The following is a 17,678-nucleotide window of genomic DNA, read 5'->3' on the forward strand; positions in this document are numbered from 1 at the left end:
CCGCGGCGGTGCTGCGGGCCCTTTCGGTGGTCGTCCGGCTACTGCTCTCGGCGCAGCGACGGCTTCAGGTCCTTGAGCCGGCCGAGCAGACCGTTGACGAAGGCGGGTGACTCGTCCGTGGAGAACTCCTTGGCGAGCTGCACCATCTCGTCGAGCACCACGGCGTCCGGCGTCTCGTCCACCCAGATCAGTTCGTAGGCGCCGAGGCGCAGCAGGTTCCGGTCGACGACCGGCATCCGGTCGAGCGTCCAGCCGACCGCGTACTGCGCGATCAGCTCGTCGATGCGCTTCGCGTGCTCCGCGTAGCCCTCGACCAGCTGCATCGTGTACTCGCTCACCGGCGGCTGCCGAGTGTCGGTCCGCGAGTGCCGGATCCAGTCCGCGAGGACCGTGACGACGTCGGCCCCGCGCTGGTCGCCCTCGAAGAGGATCTGGAAGGCGCGCTTACGGGCCGTGTTACGGGCAGCCACGGTTAGCTGTTCACCCGGCCGAGGTAGTCGCTCGTACGGGTGTCGACCTTGATCTTCTCACCGGTGGTGATGAAGAGCGGGACCTGGATCTGGTGGCCGGTCTCCAGCGTGGCGGGCTTGGTGCCGCCGGTGGAGCGGTCACCCTGGACGCCCGGCTCGGTCTCGGCGATGGTCAGCTCGACGGCGGCGGGCAGCTCGACGAAGAGCACCTCGCCCTCATGCTGCGCGACGACGGCCGTGAAGCCCTCGATGAGGAAGTTCGCGGCGTCGCCGACGGCCTTCGGGTCGATGTGCAGCTGGTCGTACGTCTCCATGTCCATGAAGACGAAGTACTCGCCGTCCTTGTACGAGAACTGCATGTCGCGCTTGTCGACGGTGGCCGTCTCGACCTTGACACCGGCGTTGAAGGTCTTGTCGACGACCTTGCCGGAGAGCACGTTCTTGAGCTTGGTGCGCACGAAGGCCGGGCCCTTGCCGGGCTTGACGTGCTGGAACTCGACGACGGACCACAGCTGGCCGCCTTCGAGCTTGAGCACCATGCCGTTCTTGAGGTCGTTCGTGGAAGCCACGGTTGCGGAATCTCCTGGACTGACGTACGACCCCGGGGCACGCGCTACAGCGCGAGAAGCTCCTTGGTCGTGATGGTGAGTAGCTCGGGTCCGCCGTCCGCCTCGGGGCGTACGACGAGCGTGTCATCGATCCGGACACCGCCCCGGCCCGGAAGGTGAACCCCGGGTTCGACAGTGACCGGCACGCAAGCGTCCAGTTTACCCATGGCTGTCGGAGCCAACTGCGGGTCCTCGTCGATTTCGAGTCCCACACCGTGTCCGATGATCGACGCGAGGCCCCCGCCGTACCCCGCGGAGTCCAGCACCTGACGTGCCGCGCGGTCCACGTCCCGGCACGCTGCACCGGGTGCCAGGGCCTGGCGTCCGGCGCGCTGAGCGGCGAAGACAAGATCGTACAACTCGATCTGCCAGTCGGCGGGCGAGGTGCCGATCACAAAGGTACGGCCGATCTCGCAGCGGTATCCGCGGTAGGTGGCCCCGAGACAGACGGAGAGGAAGTCGCCCTCCTCCACCCGCCGGTCGGTGGGGCGGTGGCCTGGGCGGCCGGAGTTCGGGCCGGTACCGACGGAGGTGTCGAACGCGGGCCCGTCGGCGCCGTGGTCGATCAGGCGGCGCTCCAGTTCGAGGGCGAGATGACGCTCGGTACGGCCGACGAGGATCGACTCCAGCAGCTCGCTCAGCGCCTGGTCGACGATCTCCGCCCCGATGCGCAGCAGGGCGATCTCGTCCTCGTCCTTCACCAGACGCAGCTGCTCCACCGCCCCGCCGAGGTCGGTGAGCCGCAGCCGGGGGGCGACCTGCGTCAGGGCGCGGTGCCGGGCCACCGTGAGGTGGTGCTCCTCGACCGCCAGGAAGTCGGCGCCCTGCGCGGCGGCCAGGTCGGCCGCGGCGAGGGCGGGGTCGCCGGCGGACACCGGCAGCACCTGCACCCGTACCGCCTCGTCCGGCCGCCCGTCGATCAGCTCGTCGTCCGGCGCTCCCGCGCACAGCAGTACGTCCTCGTCCGCGCCGACCAGCAGGACGGCGCCCTGGGGCGCGGCGCCCGCGAGATAGCGGACATTGGCGGGGCGGGAGACCAGCGCCGTCGCACCGCCACCCACGCTGAAGCGGTCCCTCAGCCGCTCCCGGCGGGCCGCGTACACCTCTGGCATGACCCGAGCCTACGAGCGGTGGCCGGATACCGCCGGTCCAGCGGGTCCGGACGGGCGGCTGGGGCCCTCCGCAGGCGGCTCCGGGATCCCCAGGGAGGCCCGGGCAGGGGCCTCGGCGCGGGGCCGATCAGGCCCCTGAGCGCCCCTGCCGGCTCGCCACCGCCGCGCCGGAGCGCCTCACCACTGCGGCGGGCTCGCGATCGAGCGGGCCAGGACCTCGTCCAGTGCCCGGGCCGTACCCGCCACGTCGAGCTGGGAGTTGTCGATGATCGGCAGCCCGGAGCCGTACCAGCCGGCCATACGGCCGTGGATACGGGCGACCTCCTCGTCGGTGAGACGGCGATTGCCGGAGCGCTCCGCGTTGCGCTCCAGGACTATCTCCAGACCGGGCAGCAGGACGACCGGCAGCAGACCGGGGCCCACATGCCGTTTCCAGCCACCGAGGCCGACGACCGGGCGGTCCGGGAAGACGGCGTCGTCGAGGATGCACGAAATGCCGTTGGCCAGGAAGTTACGGGCCGCGAAGCCGCAGGTGCGGCGGGCGAGACGATACTGCGCCTCCGAGTTGTCGTTCCAGCCCGACTGGGGGTCGGCGAAGCCGGACCGCACCCATTCGCGTACGTCGTCGAGGCTGACGTGGGCCGTGGGGACGCGCCGGTGGTCGGCCCAGAACTTCGCGACGCTCGTCTTGCCCGCGCCCGCCGGGCCGATGAGCAGCACGGCGAGCGTGGTGGACGCGGGGTCCGGCGCGCTCGCGTCCGGGGGCATGCCCGGCATGCCGTCCGGGACGCCCGACGGCAGCCGGACATGGCCCCCGGGGTCCGGCGCGGGCGGTGCGGGCGCATGGTGCGAAGGGGCGGGGGTGTGCGGAGGGGCCGGGGTGTGGGGAGGGGCCGGGGTGTGCGGGGGCCCGGCAGGCATCGGCGGGCCCGCGAATCCCGGCGCGGGCGGGGCGTGCGGTGCGGGGCCCGGGTGGGCGCCCGGCTGTCCCGGCTGGTGTGCGGCCGATGACCAGGGGGTCGCCGGTCCATGCCCCGGCTGGTGGGGCGGCGGCAGCGGATCTCCCACTGCGTGCTGCATCCGGTGCCACTCCGTCTCGTTGTCTCGGGCTCGTTCGGCTCCGGGGGGCGGCACCCCGCTCCCCACCGAACGGTACCCTCCCCGGCCGTCGCTGTGTGAACGGCCGGGGACGGCCCGAAGTGCCCGTCGTCGCAGGCGAATCGGGGCAACCGGCACCCGGCGGAACGAGTCGCCCTCCGCTCGGGCCCCGGCGGCGAAGGCTACTGGCCCACTTCGCCGTACGCGGCGAGCAGCACCGCCGGATCCGGGCCCTCCAGCACGGTCGGCTTGGCCAGGCCGTCCAGGACGATGAAGCGGAGCAGGTCGCCGCGGGACTTCTTGTCGACCTTCATGGTCTCGAGCAGCCTGGGCCACTGGTCGTAGCGGTAGTGCAGTGGCAGCCCGACCGCCTCGAGGACGGTCCGGTGGCGATCGGCCGTGGCGTCGTCCAAGCGGCCCGCCAGACGCCCGAGTTCGGCGGCGAAGTGCATACCGACGGCGACGGCGGCGCCATGGCGCCACTGGTAGCGCTCGTTCTTCTCGATCGCGTGGGCGAGCGTGTGCCCGTAGTTGAGGATCTCGCGCAGGCCGGACTCCTTCAGATCGGAGGAGACCACCTCGGCCTTGACCCCGATGGAGCGCTCGATCAGCTCGGCGGTGTGCGGACCGGCCGGGGTCCGGGCGGCCTGCGGGTCCTCCTCGATCAGCTGCAGGATCACCGGGTCGGCGATGAAGCCGGCCTTGATGACCTCGGCGAGCCCGGAGACGTAGTCGTTGACCGGGAGGGAGTCCAGCGCGGCGAGGTCGCAGAGCACGCCCGCGGGCGGATGGAAGGCGCCGACCAGGTTCTTGCCCTCGGCGGTGTTGATCCCGGTCTTGCCGCCGACCGCCGCGTCCACCATGGCCAGCACGGTGGTCGGGATGGCGATCCAGCGCACTCCGCGCAGCCAGGTGGCGGCCACGAACCCGGCCAGGTCGGTGGTCGCGCCGCCGCCCACGCCGACGATGACGTCGGTGCGGGTGAAGCCGGACTGGCCGAGCGCCTTCCAGCAGTAGGCGGCGACCTCGGCGGTCTTGGCCTCCTCGGCGTTCGGGACCTGGATGGCGATCGCCTCGAAACCCTGTCCGGCGAGATCGGCGCGCAGCGCCTCACCCGTCTCGGCCAGCGCCTCCGGGTGGATCACGGCGACCCGCTTGGCCCGGTCACCGATCAAACCGGCCAGTTCGCCGAGGAGCTGACGGCCGACCAGAACCTCGTAGGGGTCGGTTCCGGCGGTGCCGCCGACCTGGATCCGCGTCACTGCCTCGCTCATGCTTCCTTCAACTCCACTGCGTCCATGACGGCTTGGGTCACCTCTTCGGGGCTGCGCGCGTCGGTGGGCACGACAGCCGTGGCGACCTCTTCGTACAGATGGCGGCGCGCCTCCATCAGCTCACGCCACTGGCGGCGCGGGTTGATCGCGAGCAGCGGGCGGGCCACGTTGAGCCCGGTGCGCCTGACCGCCTCCTCGACATCCATGGAGAGGTAGACCACGCGCTGCCCGGCGAGCAGCGCACGGGTGTCCTCGTCGAGGATCGCGCCGCCGCCCAGGGCCAGCACACCGTCGTGCTCGGCGACCGCCCGGCGCACGGCCCGCTTCTCGATCTCGCGGAAGGCGGACTCGCCCTCCTCCACGAAGATGTCCGCGATGCTCCGGCTCTGCTCGGCCACGATGTCGTCGTCCGTGTCGCGGTAGCCGACCCCCAGCCGCTCGGCCAGCAACCGCCCGACGCTGGACTTGCCCACCCCCATCGGACCGACGAGGACGACCGCGGGCACCGCGCTCACCGGATCTCCAGGCTGTCGAGGTACGACCGCACATTGCGGCGGGTCTCGGCCACGCTGTCGCCGCCGAACTTCTCCGCCACCGCGTCCGCGAGGACCAGCGCGACCATCGCCTCGGCGACGATGCCGGCGGCCGGGACCGCGCAGACGTCGGAGCGCTGGTGGTGCGCCTGCGCCGGCTCGCCCGTGGACACGTCGAAGGTCCGCAGCGCGCGGGGCACGGTCGCGATGGGCTTCATCGCGGCGCGCACGCGCAGCAGCTCACCGGTGGACAGACCGCCCTCGGTGCCGCCGGAGCGGCCCGTGGCCCGCTTGATGCCCTCGGGGGTCGTGAGGATCTCGTCGTGCGCCTTCGAGCCCGGCACCCGCGCCAGCTCGAAACCGTCGCCGACCTCGACGCCCTTGATCGCCTGGATGCCCATCAGGGCCGCCGCGAGTCGAGCGTCGAGCCGGCGGTCCCAGTGGACATGCGAGCCGAGGCCGACAGGGACCCCGTAGGCGAGGACCTCGACCACGCCACCGAGGGTGTCGCCGTCCTTGTGCGCCTGGTCGATCTCCGCGACCATCGCCTTGGACGCGTCCGAGTCCAGGCAGCGCACGGGGTCGGCGTCCAGCTTCTCCACGTCGGCCGGGGTCGGGTACACGCCGTACGGCGCCTTCGCCGACGCCAGTTCGACGACGTGCGAGACGATCTCGATGCCCGCCGTCTCCTTCAGGTACGACCGGGCCACCGCGCCGAGCGCGACCCGGGCCGCGGTCTCACGGGCCGACGCGCGCTCCAGGATCGGCCGCGCCTCGTCGAACCCGTACTTCTGCATGCCGGCGAGGTCGGCGTGGCCGGGCCGCGGCCGGGTCAGCGGCGCGTTGCGGGCCAGTCCCGCCAGCACCTCCGGGTCCACCGGATCGGCCGCCATCACCTGTTCCCACTTGGGCCACTCGGTGTTCCCGACCATGACCGCAACCGGGGAGCCCAGGGTGAGGCCGTGCCGGACACCACCCAGGAAGGTGACCTCGTCCCGCTCGAACTTCATCCGCGCACCGCGCCCATAGCCCAGCCGCCGCCGCGCGAGGTGGTCCGCCACCATCTCCGTGGTGATCGGCACGCCGGCGGGAAGGCCCTCCAACGTCGCGACAAGTGCGGGACCATGGGACTCCCCCGCGGTCAGCCAGCGCAACCTGCTCAACGGTGCTCCTCAGTGCTCGCGCCTGGTACTGCTGCGTACGCGCGTCCTCGCGCACAGCGACAGCGCGACCGGGTGCGCGGCCCCGGCCCGCCACCACCGATCCTCCCACGTCCGGCGGCGGGAACCGGTCCCAGGTCCATCAGTCGGACGTCGGCGCAGTCGGCCGTCCGGCTCGGGGGCAGGCGTGAGCGGGGGAGAACGGGCGTCCGCTACCGGGCCGCCAGGGCATGCTCCCCGGCCTTGCGCATGGCGTCCAGGGGGGCCGGGGAGCGGCCCGTCATCTGCTCCACCTGGAGCACCGCCTGGTGCACCAGCAGGTCGAGGCCACTGACGACGGCACCGCCGTACCCGGACCAGCGCGCCGCGAGGGTGGTGGGCCAGGGGTCGTACAGCACGTCGAAGAGGGCAGCGGGACGCTCCGGAACGGCGGCGGCGAGCGCATCCGTCGTCCCTGCCGGGGTGGTGGCGACGACCAGCGGCGCGCGCAGCGCACGGTCGGCGTCGGACCAGTCGGCCGTACGGACCTCCACGCCGATCCGCTCGGCCCACCGCCGCATCTCGGCGGCCCGTGCCTCGCTGCGGACGTAGGCGACGACCTCGCCGGTGCAGATGCGGGCCAGGGCGGCCAGCGCGGAGGACGCGGTCGCGCCGGCGCCGAGGATCGCGGCCGAGTCGACCTGCTCGACGCCCCGCTCACGCAGCGCGGCGACCATTCCGGGGATGTCCGTGTTGTCGCCGACGCGCCGCCCGTCCTCGGTGAACACGACCGTGTTCACCGCCTCGACGCAGGCCGCGGTGTCGCTGACCGAGTCGAGCAGGGGGATGACGGCCCGCTTGAGCGGCATGGTCAGCGAGAGCCCGGCCCATTCGGGCCCGAGGTCCGCGAAGAACCCCGGCAGTGCCTCCTCGTCGATCTCGAACCGGTCGTACGACCAGTTCTTCAGCCCCAGCTCGTCGTATGCGGCGCGGTGCAGCACCGGGGACAGGGAGTGGGCGATCGGGGAGCCGAGGACGGCGGCCCGGCGCTTGCTGGTGGTGCCCGTCATTGTCCCTTCTTCTGCTCTTCCAGGTACTTCTCGCGGTTGCGGTTCTGCTCTGCGTTGGTCTCGGCGAACAGTGTCTCGTTGTCGTTGATCGAGACGAAGTAGTACCAGTTTCCCTTGGCCGGCTTGAGCGCGGCCTTGATGGCCACCTCGCCGGGGTTGTCGATCGGGCCGGGGGGCAGGCCCTTGTACCGGTAGGTGTTGTACGGGTTGTCGATCTTCCGCAGGTCGTCGACGGAACCGGTGGCGAGCTTGGACTGGCCGCGCAGGTAGTTGACCGTCGAGTCGAAGTCCAGCAGGCCGTTGGTCTCGGTGTTGTTCGGCTTGAGCCGGTTGTAGACGACCGTGGAGACCTTCTCGAAGTCGCGCTTGTACTTGCCCTCGGCCTGGACGAGGCTCGCAACCGTGAGGACCTGCAAGGGGTTGTCCAGGTTGAGGCTCTTCGCCTTGGCCTGGATGCCGAACTCGGCGTACTTCTCCTTGGCCGTGTCGACCATCTGCTTCAGGACGTCCTCCGGCTTCATGCCCTTGGCGACCGGATAGCTGGACGGGTAGAGGAACCCTTCCAGCGGGTCCTTGACGGCCTTGCCGTCCTTGGCCCAGTCGGGCAGACCGAAGGTCTTCCACTTCTTCGCGGCGATGCTCTCGGTGGTGCCGGTCTTGAGCTGCAGCCGGCCGTCGATCGCCGCGTAGACCTTCGCGTTGCGCCAGCCCTCGGCGATGATCAGGTTGTTCTTGCTCTCCGGGCTGAGCATCAGCTGCACGGCCGCCGCCGCGGACATGTGCTTCTTCAGCGTGTACGTGCCCGCCTGGATGCTCTTGCCGTCGGGGTTCTGCCCCTGCGCCGCGACGAACGCGTCGACGCTCTTGACGACACCGGCCTCCTTGAGGACCTGTCCGATGGCGTAACCGCCGGACCCCTTGGGGATGGTGACCGTGACCTGTTCGCCGTTGCCCTCGCCCACGTAGTCGGGCGCCGGGCCGAAACGATTTTGGTAGAACTGGTACCCGAAGTAGCCGACTCCGCCGATACCTCCGCCGAGGACCAGTACGACGACCAGGCAAGCGCATCCGTTGCGGCGCTTCTTGCCCTTGCCGCCGCGCCCCCGCCGATCGCCGCGGCCCGGGCGGTCGTCGGTCTCGTCGTCGTCCTCACCGCCGCCCGCGAAGAAGGCATGTTCGCCCTGGTCGGGGCCCGGGTCCCAGTCGGTCTTCGGCTCCGGTTCGGCCTGCCTGCGGTGCGGCGGCTCGGGCGGCGGATAGGCGTCCGGCGTCTGGTAGAAGTCGGGCCGCTCTCCGCCGTACGCCCCGGCCTGGGCGTACGGGTCCCCGGGGTCGCCGGCATAGGGCGGGTGGGCCTGCGTGCCGCCGCCCCAGCCGTCGTCGCCGTAGCCCTGCTGCGGGTACTGCTGCCCGCCCTGCTGCGGGTACTGGTGCTCGCCCTGCTGCGGGTACTGCTGCCCGCCCTGCTGCGGGTACTGCTGCCCGCCGTGGCCGGGGTACTGCTGGTACCCCTGCTGCCCCTGACCGTACGTGGCGGCCTGCCGGCCGGCCTCCCAGTCGCCGTAGTGCTGCTGCGTCTGCTCCGGGTGCTGCTGCGGCCGGCCGCCGTAGGGGACCTGGCCCGCCTGGGCCTGCTGTCCTCCCCATCCGCCGTCCCCGTACAACGGGTCCTCCGGATGCCACGGTTCGGAGCCCTGGCCCCGGCCATACTCAGTCATCGATCCCCTAGAGCCGCGAGGCGGCGGTCGCGGGCTTTGGTGGCTCGGCTTCCATTCCGCCTCTTTGCTGTGCGATGGCTGTTCGAACACCAACGCATCGCGCGGAACGTTACCGTATCGCGATCAGATGACCACTTCGACGCCCTCGCCGGGTGCTTTACCTGACACCCGTTCGGATTCCAGGGCCTGCTGGAGGATGATGACGGCCGCGGCCTGGTCGATGACGGCCCGGCCCTTCCTGGACTTCACACCGGAGGCACGCAGTCCCTGACCTGCCGTCACCGTCGTCATCCGCTCGTCCACGAGCCTCACCGGCACGGGCGCGATCGCACGGGCCAGGTCCTGGGCGAAGCCCCGGACCTTGACGGCGGCCGGGCCCTCGCTCCCCTTGAGGGAGCGAGGGAGGCCGACGACGACCTCGATCGGCTCGTACTCCTCGACGAGTTGCTTCAGCCGGCGCTGGGCCGCCGGAACGTCCCGTCCCGGGACCGTCTCCACCGGAGTGGCGAGGATCCCGTCGGGGTCGCACGACGCGACCCCGATACGGGCGTCACCGACGTCGATCGCGAGTCGGCGTCCTCTTCTCATGCCCGCGGCCGCCCTACTTGGCGGTCTCGGCGACCAGGCGCTCGACGGCCAGGGCCGCCTCGCCGACGGCGGCCGGGTTCTGGCCGCCGCCCTGGGCGACGTCCGGCTTGCCGCCACCGCCGCCACCGAGGGTCTTGGCGGCCGTGCGGACCAGATCGCCGGCCTTCAGGCCGCGCTCACGGGCGGCCTCGTTGGTGGCGATGACCGTGAGCGGCTTGCCGTTGTTCACGGTGAACAGGGCGACCACCGCGGCCCGTCCGCCCCGGATGCGGCCGCGCACGTCGAGGACCAGCTTGCGCAGGTCGTCCGGGGCGGTGCCGTCCGGGACCTGCCCGGTGACCACGCCGATCCCGTGGATGTCCTTGGCGGACTCGGCGAGCCCGGCGGCGGCCTGGAGCACCTTCTCGGCGCGGAACTTCTCGATCTCCTTCTCGGCGTCCTTCAGCTTGCCGAGCATGCCGGCGACCTTCTCCGGCAGTTCCTCCGGACGGCCCTTGAGCAGCTCGGTGAGCTGGTTGACGACCGTGTGCTCCCGGGCCAGGAAGGTGTAGGCGTCGACGCCGACGAGGGCCTCGATACGCCGGACACCGGAGCCGATCGAGGACTCGCCGAGCAGCTTCACCAGACCCAGCTGGGCGGTGTTGTGCACGTGCGTGCCGCCGCACAGCTCCTTGGAGAAGTCGCCGATGGTGACGACGCGGACCCGGTCGCCGTACTTCTCGCCGAACTCGGCGATGGCGCCCTGCTTCTTGGCCTCGGCGATGCCCATGATCTCCGCATGCACGTCGAGATCGCGGGCGAGCACCTCGTTGATCTTCTGCTCGACGTCGGTCATCACGGCCGTCGGGACGGCCGACGGGGAGCCGAAGTCGAAGCGGAAGCGGCCGGGCTGGTTCTCGGAGCCGGCCTGGGCGGCCGTCGGGCCGAGGGCGTCGCGCAGGGCCTGATGGGTGAGGTGCGTGGCCGAGTGGGCACGGGCGATGGCCTTGCGGCGGCGGTCGTCGATCGAGGCGTGGGCCTTGGCACCGACGGTGACCTCGCCGACCTGGACGACGCCCTTGTGCACGTAGACGCCCGGAACCGGCTTCTGGGTGTCGCGGACCTCGATGACGGCACCCGTGTCGACCTTGATGCGGCCGGTGTCGCCGATCTGTCCGCCGCCCTCGGCATAGAACGGGGTGCGGTCGAGGACGACCTCGACCTCGTCGCCCTCGGTGGCGGCCGGGGAGGAGACGCCGTCGACGAGGATGCCGACGATGGTGGTCTCGCCCTCGGTGTCGGTGTAGCCGATGAAGTCGGTGGCACCGGCGGAGTCGGCGATCTCGCGGTAGGCGCCCATGTCGGCGTGGCCGGTCTTCTTGGCCTGGGCGTCGGCCTTGGCGCGCTCCCGCTGCTCCTTCATCAGGCGGCGGAAGCCCTCCTCGTCCACCGACAGGCCCTGCTCGGCGGCCATCTCGAGGGTGAGGTCGATCGGGAAGCCCCAGGTGTCGTGGAGCAGGAACGCCTTGTCGCCGGCGAGGATCGTGCCGCCGGCGGCCTTGGTCTCGGTCACGGCGGTGTCGAGGATGTTGGTGCCGGCCTTCAGCGTCTTGAGGAAGGCGGCCTCCTCCGCGAGGGCGACCTTCTCGATGCGCTCGCGGTCGGTGACGAGCTCGGGGTACTGCATGCCCATCATGCCGATCACGACGTCGATCAGGTCCTTGACGACCGGACCGGTGGCGCCGAGCAGGCGCATGTTGCGGATCGCGCGGCGCATGATGCGGCGCAGGACGTAACCGCGGCCCTCGTTGCCGGGGGTGACGCCGTCGCCGATCAGCATCGTGGCGGTACGCATGTGGTCGGTGACCACGCGCAGGGAGACGTCCGAGGCGTGGGCGTCGCCGTAGGCGACACCGGTCAGCTCCGTGGCCTTCTTGATCACGGCCATGGAGGTGTCGATCTCGTACATGTTCTGCACGCCCTGCAGAATCATGGCGAGACGCTCGAGACCGAGGCCGGTGTCGATGTTCTTGCTCGGCAGGTCGCCGAGGATCTCGAAGTTGTCCTTGCCGGTACCCTCGCCCCGCTCGTACTGCATGAAGACGAGGTTCCAGATCTCCACGTACCGCTCGTCGTTGACGGCGGGGCCGCCCTCGACGCCGAACTCCGGACCGCGGTCGTAGTTGATCTCGGAACACGGGCCGCAGGGGCCGGGGACGCCCATGGACCAGAAGTTGTCCTTCATGCCCAGGCGCTGGATGCGCTCGGCGGGGACACCGATGACCTCGCGCCAGATCTGCTCGGCCTCGTCGTCGTCCTGGTAGACCGTGATCCACAGACGCTCGGGGTCGAGACCGTAACCGCCCTTGTCCTGGGGCGTGGTGAGCAGCTCCCAGGCGAGCTTGATGGCGCCTTCCTTGAAGTAGTCGCCGAAGGAGAAGTTGCCGCACATCTGGAAGAACGTGCCGTGCCGCGTGGTCTTGCCGACCTCTTCGATGTCGGGTGTGCGCACGCACTTCTGCACGCTGGTGGCGCGCGGGAAGGGCGGCTTGACCTCGCCCAGGAAGTAGGGCTTGAAGGGCACCATGCCGGCCGGGACGAGGAGCAGAGTCGGGTCGTCCGCGATGAGCGACGCCGAAGGGACGACGGTGTGACCGCGCTCCTCGAAGAAGCTCAACCAGCGGCGGCGGATTTCAGCCGACTCCATCAGTGGTCCTCATTCCGGTTGTACGAGTACGTCGTGGTCTCGACGTGCTTCGGGCTGTTGCGGTTCTCGATGGCGGCGTACCGCCGGGACCCCGGGAGCTGGTCGACGGGTGCGTTCAGGCCGAGCGCGTCGTCGAGTTCCGCCTCCCGCTGGGCCATGCCGGCGCGGACGTCGAGCGCGAAGTCCCGTGCACGGTCCTTGAGCCGGTGGCCCGCGTCGATCGCCTTGTTCGCCGCCTGCGCGGCCAGGCTCTCGGGGGTCAGCTGCCTCAGCTTGCGGTTGACCTTGGTGGTGGCCCACACACCGGCGGCGACACCTGTGGTGAACCAGAACGTACGGCGAAACATCGCTCGGTCAGAGCCCCTCTTCCCGGTTGTTTCCCCGGTTGTTCCGCTTCCCCCGTCGCTGAGACGGGACGGTGCGGCCCACGATCACGGTACGCCGGGGCGCCTTGGCAGGCACGTTCTCACGGCGGCCGGCGATCGCCCGGCGCACGCCGTAGCCGAACGCCGCGACCTTGACCAGGGGGCCGCCGAAGGTGGAGGCGACGGTCGTCGACAGCGCCGAGGCGTTGGACGTGACCTCCTGGACGTCCGACGCGATCGCGTCGACCCGGTCGATCTGGGTCTGCGCGGAGCGCACCGCCGCGGAGGCGTCGGACAGCAGCGGGACGGCCTGCTCTGTCACGTCCGCCACCAGCTTGGTGGTCGCCTTGAGCGTCTGGGCCAGCCTCGCCAGCGCGACGGCGAGGAAGGAGACCAGAATCGCCCAGAAGACAGCCACCAGGATCCCGGCCACCTCTCCACCGGACACCGTGTGCACCCGCTCCCTGGTACGTGCCTGAACATCGAAAACTCGTCCCCCGAGCCTATCGCGCCGGGGCGGTCGGTCCGTACCCGATTAGGGGCCGAGCGCACCGGGACATGCGTCGGCCCGCCGTCCCGGCCGCCCGGAAGGGCGGGGGACGGCGGGCCGATGTGCTGGGGTGCTACGTCCGCCGGAAAGGGATCAACGGGCGTAGTACTCGACGACGAGCTGCTCGTCGCAGATCACCGGGATCTCCTTGCGGTTCGGCTCACGGTCCAGGCGGAACGCCAGGGCCTTGAGGTTCACCTGGAGGTAGCGCGGGGTCTCGCCGTCGGGGGCGAAGCCACCCTCGCGGGCGATCTGGAAGAGCGACTTCTCACGGCTGCGCTCGCGGACCATCACGACGTCGTCGGGACGGACGCGGAACGACGGCTTGTCGACCTTCTGGCCGTTGACCTCGATGTGGCCGTGGACGACCATCTGGCGGGCCTGGTAGATCGTGCGGGCGATGCCCGAACGCAGGACCAGCGCGTCGAGACGGCGCTCGAGCTCGATGATCAGGGCCTCACCGGTCTTGCCCTGGACCTTGGAGGCACGCTCGTAGGCGCGGACGAGCTGGCGCTCGGACACGTCGTACTGCGCGCGAAGACGCTGCTTCTCCAGCAGACGGACCTTGTAGTCCGAGTTCTGCTTGCGGCCACGGCCGTGCTCGCCCGGCGGGTAGGGGCGGGCCTCGAAGTACTTGACGGCCTTCGGGGTCAGCGCGATGCCGAGGGCACGCGACTTCTTGACCTTGGGGCGGGACTGGTTCGCCATGAACCAAACACCTCGTGTTTCTGTATGGAATCGGCTTCACCAGGGTTAGGGGAGGTCGCATCCGCAGCCGGGGAAACCCTGCGGGTCCACATGGGACCTGCGGGGCAGCCGCTCCCCTGGTCTGGGCACATACGTGCAGCACGCGAGTGGCCCACCGACCTGTCACCGGGTGCACCGGGAGGTGGTGGGCTGCCCGCGACACCGTTCGACGGTGCGCGACGCTCCTGGATCCCCGTGCCGTCAGGCGACGGGGTTCCGGCTGGGTGTCCCGCTCTGGTGGTGCCGGCCTCTCATTCCTGAGGTGCCGGGCACGGGACTCAGCGCTTCGAGCAAGTCTACAGGGTGGCTACGGCTGCTTTCGACGCAGGTGCTTGCGGGTCCATTCCACCGCGTCCGCGTACCGCGCCTCCGCGCCGTGCCGGGTCGGGGTGTAGTACTCACGGTCCTTGAGCGCGTCCGGGGCGTACTGCTGTGCGGCGATGCCCTCGGGCAGGTCGTGCGGATACACATATCCCTGGGCGTGGCCGAGTTTGGCCGCGCCCTTGTAGTGCCCGTCGCGCAGGTGCGGGGGCACGGGTCCGGCCAGGCCCGCCCGGACGTCGGCCATGGCCGCGCCGATCGCGGTGGTCGCCGAGTTGGACTTGGGGGCCAGTGCGAGTGCGATGGTGGCGTGGCTGAGGGTGAGGGCGGCCTCCGGAAAGCCGATCATGGCCACGGCCTGGGCGGCGGCGACGGCGATCGGCAGTGCGTTCGGGTCGGCGAGGCCGATGTCCTCGCTCGCGGAGATCATGAGGCGGCGGGCGATGAAGCGGGGGTCCTCACCGGCTTCGATCATGCGGGCCAGATAGTGCAGGGCCGCGTCGGCGTCGGAGCCGCGGATGGACTTGATGAGGGCGCTCGCCACGTCGTAGTGCTGGTCGCCGTCGCGGTCGTACTTCACCGCGGCGCGGTCGACCGTCTCCTCGAGCGTCGTGAGGCCGATCTCCGTCTCACCCTTGTCGAGAGCGGCGCCGGCGGCGGCCTCCAGGGCGGTCAGGGCGCGGCGGGCGTCGCCTCCGGCGATCCGCAGCAGATGGGCCTCGGTGTCCTCGGGCAGCGTGACGGCGCCGGCCAGGCCCCGCTCGTCGGCCAGGGCCCGGCGCAGCAGGCCGCGCACGTCGTCGTCCGTGAGCGGTTCGAGGGTGAGCAGCAGGGAGCGGGACAGCAGCGGGGAGATCACCGAGAAGTACGGGTTCTCCGTGGTGGCCGCGATCAGGGTGACCCAGCGGTTCTCGACGGCCGGCAGCAGGGAGTCCTGCTGGGCCTTGCTGAAGCGGTGGATCTCGTCGAGGAAGAGGACGGTCTCCTTGCCGAATCCGCCGGTGGCGCGGCGGGCGCCGTCGATGACCGTGCGGACCTCCTTCACGCCCGCGGTGATCGCCGACAGCTCCACGAAGCGCTTGTTGGTGGCCTTCGAGACCACGTACGCCAGTGTCGTCTTGCCGGTGCCGGGCGGACCCCAGAGGATCACCGAGGAGGGCCCGGCGGGCCCTCCGTTGCCCTCGCCGACCAGTCTGCGCAGCGGGGATCCCGGTTTGAGCAGGTGCTGCTGGCCCACCACCTCGTCGAGGGTGCGCGGGCGCATACGGACCGCCAGGGGGCTTGCGGCCGGATCCTTCTCCTGGCGTTCTTCTGCGGCGGCGGTGAACAGGTCGGGCTCCACGCTGAAACCCTATGTCACCCCACTGACAGTGGCCGCCGGGCCCGGGGCGGCAGCCGTGCGGTTACCCGTCAGGCCCAGAGCTGGCCGCCCCACCGGGTCAGGATCAGCATGGCGATGATGCCGACGTGGGTGACCGGGAGGACCCAGGTGAACTCGCCGAGGAAGTTCTTCACCGGGCGCGGCGCCGGCAGGAAGTCGTTGCGCACGTTGAACGAGGTCACGTACCAGAACATGGCGATGGTGGCGATCCAGGCGAGCGAGCACCACAGGCACAGGGCGTTGATCCGGTACAGCGACTCGAACTGAAGCCAGGTGACGAAGCCCACGCCGAAGAGCGTGCCGAAGTTGAAGGTCAGCCAGTACCAGCGCGGGAAACGGGCGCGGGCGAGCAGGCTCATGCCGACGCAGATCACGATGCCGTAGCAGACGAGGCCGAGCATCGGGTTGGGGAAGCCGAATGCGGCGGCCTGCTTGCTCTCCATGACGCTGCCGCAGGAGACGATCGGGTTGAGGCTGCAGCTGGGGGTGAAGGTCTTGCCGCTGACCTTGCCCTCGAGGATCTTGAACTTGTCGATCGTGATGACCCACGCGGCGAGCAGACCGGCCGCGCCGGTGATCACGAGCAGCAGGGCGAACGCGCGGCTGCCGCCGACCGTCCGGGGCGCGTCCGCGCGTTCCGTCTCGATGGGTCCGGTGGAGACGTCCTTCACTGTCGTCTTCGTCATCACGCCGATTCCGATGCTCGGGGTTGGATCTGCGGGCTCAGGTCATTGTGCCGCACACGTGCCTGTGTCCACCGTTCGATGGACGTAAGGGAGTACGCACGGTCGTCGCGGAACGTTCGGTTCAGGCCGAGGCTCGTGGCCATGACCACAGATGCGAACGGGCTCGCGGTGGACGTGCGAGGGCTGCGCAAGCAGTACGGGGACGTCACCGCGGTCGACGGGATCGATCTCGAAATCCGCCGCGGCGAGGTTCTCGGCCTGCTCGGACCCAATGGAGCGGGAAAGACCACCACCGTGGAGATCCTCCAGGGCAACCGTGACCGGGACGGGGGCGAGGTGTCCGTCGTCGGGGCGGATCCGGCGCGGGCCACACGCGCGTGGCGCTCGAAAATAGGCATCGTCCGGCAGGACGAATCCGCTCCCGCGGAGTTGACCGTCCGCGAGACCGTGCGGCATTTCGCCCGCTACCACCCCCGGCCGCGCGACCCCGAGGAGGTCATCGGGCTGGTGGGCCTCGAGGCCGAGGCGGACAGCCGGATCAAGGGACTGTCGGGTGGGCAGCGCCGCCGTCTCGACGAGGCGCTCGGTGCGATCGGCGACCCCGAGCCGCTGCTCCTGGACGAGCCGACGACCGGATTCGGCCCGGCGGACCACCCTGTCGTACGGGAGGGGCTGCGCGCGATGCTCAACGCGGAGCCCGACCCGGAAGTCGTCGCCGCGGCGGCCGGGCCGCAGGCCGAGGCCCTGGCCGCCGAGCTACGGCCGGACATCGTGCTGATGGATCTGCGGATGCCGGGCGGCGCGGGTGGCGACTCCATCGCCCGGATGACGGAGTCGGGTCTGCCGTGCCCGGTGATCGTCCTGACCACGTGCGAGACGGACCGGGACATCCTGCGGGCGGTGGAGGCCGGGGCGGCCGGCTATCTGCTCAAGGATCTGCCGCGCGCCGAACCGGCCGACGCGGTACGGGCGGCGGCGCGGGCGAGACGGTGCCGGCCCGCCAGGTGGCGGCCCGCCTTGTCGACCAGCTCCGCACCAGGCCGGAGCGCCCGCGCCTGTCGGGCCGGGAGGCGGCGGTTCTGCGCCTGGTGGCCGAGGGCTGCGCCAACGCCGAGATCGGGCGACGGCTGTTCATCGGGGAGTCGACGGTGAAGACCCATCTGCTGCGGAACTTCACGAAGCTGGGGGTGGACGACGGAACGGCGGCGGTGACCAGCGCGATGCGGCAAGGGCTGCTCGACCAGTGACCACGCCGGGACGGTGACCGGCGTGGTGGTGCGCGACGGGCCCCGGAATCCGCCGTGTGTCCCGGGGCCCTGGCGTGCCGGTGTC

General features: G+C 70.8%; 18 protein-coding genes. 2 read left to right on the plus strand and 16 right to left on the minus strand.

The genetic code is table 11. The features are described from left to right. Positions 1-38: 38 nt before the first annotated feature. The 16 genes from nusB to ABZ876_RS18420 all read right to left on the minus strand — a co-directional run bounded on the left by nusB (position 39) and on the right by ABZ876_RS18420 (position 16,346). Positions 39-470 (minus strand): transcription antitermination factor NusB, encoded by a 432-nt coding sequence (gene nusB / locus ABZ876_RS18345; RefSeq protein ID WP_361781666.1) that lies wholly within the window; start codon positions 468-470, stop codon positions 39-41. Between the two features lie 2 nt (positions 471-472). After that, the gene (gene efp, locus ABZ876_RS18350; RefSeq protein ID WP_086728309.1) at positions 473-1,039 is read right to left on the minus strand and encodes an elongation factor P; all 567 of its coding nucleotides are present in this window, start codon (positions 1,037-1,039) and stop codon (positions 473-475) included. Between the two features lie 44 nt (positions 1,040-1,083). Beyond that, on the minus strand, positions 1,084-2,190 hold the full coding sequence (locus ABZ876_RS18355; protein ID WP_361781671.1) for an aminopeptidase P family protein: 1,107 nt from the start codon (positions 2,188-2,190) through the stop codon (positions 1,084-1,086). A 177-nt stretch (positions 2,191-2,367) separates the two neighbouring features. After that, on the minus strand, positions 2,368-3,270 hold the full coding sequence (locus tag ABZ876_RS18360; protein ID WP_361781674.1) for a Pro-rich N-terminal domain-containing protein: 903 nt from the start codon (positions 3,268-3,270) through the stop codon (positions 2,368-2,370). Positions 3,271-3,470: 200 nt separating this feature from the next. Beyond that, the gene (gene aroB / locus ABZ876_RS18365; RefSeq protein WP_361781677.1) at positions 3,471-4,562 is read right to left on the minus strand and encodes a 3-dehydroquinate synthase; all 1,092 of its coding nucleotides are present in this window, start codon (positions 4,560-4,562) and stop codon (positions 3,471-3,473) included. Further along, on the minus strand, positions 4,559-5,041 hold the full coding sequence (locus ABZ876_RS18370) for a shikimate kinase (RefSeq protein WP_361782072.1): 483 nt from the start codon (positions 5,039-5,041) through the stop codon (positions 4,559-4,561). Before ABZ876_RS18370 ends, aroB begins: the two co-directional genes overlap by 4 nt. 32 nt (positions 5,042-5,073) lie before the next feature. Then, positions 5,074-6,258: a chorismate synthase gene (aroC, locus tag ABZ876_RS18375; protein WP_361781680.1), complete on the minus strand. Its 1,185-nt coding sequence runs from the start codon at positions 6,256-6,258 to the stop codon at positions 5,074-5,076. 209 nt (positions 6,259-6,467) lie between these two features. Further along, a complete protein-coding gene (locus tag ABZ876_RS18380) occupies positions 6,468-7,304 on the minus strand; it encodes a shikimate dehydrogenase (protein ID WP_361781682.1) in 837 nt (278 codons plus the stop codon). Then, positions 7,301-9,022 (minus strand): endolytic transglycosylase MltG, encoded by a 1,722-nt coding sequence (mltG, locus tag ABZ876_RS18385; RefSeq protein WP_361781684.1) that lies wholly within the window; start codon positions 9,020-9,022, stop codon positions 7,301-7,303. The genes ABZ876_RS18380 and mltG overlap by 4 nt, the downstream gene beginning before the upstream one ends. Before the next feature lie 123 nt (positions 9,023-9,145). After that, positions 9,146-9,610 carry a Holliday junction resolvase RuvX gene (gene ruvX / locus ABZ876_RS18390; RefSeq protein WP_361781687.1) on the minus strand — a complete coding sequence of 155 codons (465 nt, stop codon included), beginning with the start codon at positions 9,608-9,610 and terminating at the stop codon, positions 9,146-9,148. Between the two features lie 13 nt (positions 9,611-9,623). Beyond that, entirely contained in the window at positions 9,624-12,296 is a 2,673-nt protein-coding gene (gene alaS, locus ABZ876_RS18395; RefSeq protein ID WP_361781690.1) for an alanine--tRNA ligase, read from the minus strand. Then, a complete protein-coding gene (locus tag ABZ876_RS18400; RefSeq protein ID WP_361781692.1) occupies positions 12,296-12,643 on the minus strand; it encodes a hypothetical protein in 348 nt (115 codons plus the stop codon). The genes alaS and ABZ876_RS18400 overlap by 1 nt, the downstream gene beginning before the upstream one ends. A gap of 7 nt (positions 12,644-12,650) precedes the next feature. Then, positions 12,651-13,118: a DUF948 domain-containing protein gene (locus ABZ876_RS18405; protein WP_361781695.1), complete on the minus strand. Its 468-nt coding sequence runs from the start codon at positions 13,116-13,118 to the stop codon at positions 12,651-12,653. A 186-nt stretch (positions 13,119-13,304) separates the two neighbouring features. Beyond that, positions 13,305-13,919 carry a 30S ribosomal protein S4 gene (rpsD, locus tag ABZ876_RS18410; RefSeq protein ID WP_361781698.1) on the minus strand — a complete coding sequence of 205 codons (615 nt, stop codon included), beginning with the start codon at positions 13,917-13,919 and terminating at the stop codon, positions 13,305-13,307. Between the two features lie 346 nt (positions 13,920-14,265). Continuing rightward, positions 14,266-15,621 (minus strand): replication-associated recombination protein A, encoded by a 1,356-nt coding sequence (locus ABZ876_RS18415; protein ID WP_361781701.1) that lies wholly within the window; start codon positions 15,619-15,621, stop codon positions 14,266-14,268. Between the two features lie 68 nt (positions 15,622-15,689). Further along, positions 15,690-16,346, minus strand: a complete 657-nt coding sequence (locus ABZ876_RS18420) for a vitamin K epoxide reductase family protein (protein ID WP_361781704.1) — start codon at positions 16,344-16,346, stop codon at positions 15,690-15,692. Between the two features lie 141 nt (positions 16,347-16,487). Between ABZ876_RS18420 and ABZ876_RS18425 the strand changes: the two genes are divergently transcribed. After that, positions 16,488-17,498, plus strand: coding sequence for an ATP-binding cassette domain-containing protein (locus ABZ876_RS18425; protein ID WP_361781706.1), 1,011 nt, complete (start codon positions 16,488-16,490; stop codon positions 17,496-17,498). Continuing rightward, a complete protein-coding gene (locus tag ABZ876_RS18430; protein WP_361781709.1) occupies positions 17,435-17,593 on the plus strand; it encodes a LuxR C-terminal-related transcriptional regulator in 159 nt (52 codons plus the stop codon). The genes ABZ876_RS18425 and ABZ876_RS18430 overlap by 64 nt, the downstream gene beginning before the upstream one ends. The last annotated feature ends 85 nt before the right edge of the window (positions 17,594-17,678 follow it).

This window comes from Streptomyces sp. NPDC046931, from assembly GCF_040644655.1.
Lineage (GTDB): Bacteria > Actinomycetota > Actinomycetes > Streptomycetales > Streptomycetaceae > Streptomyces.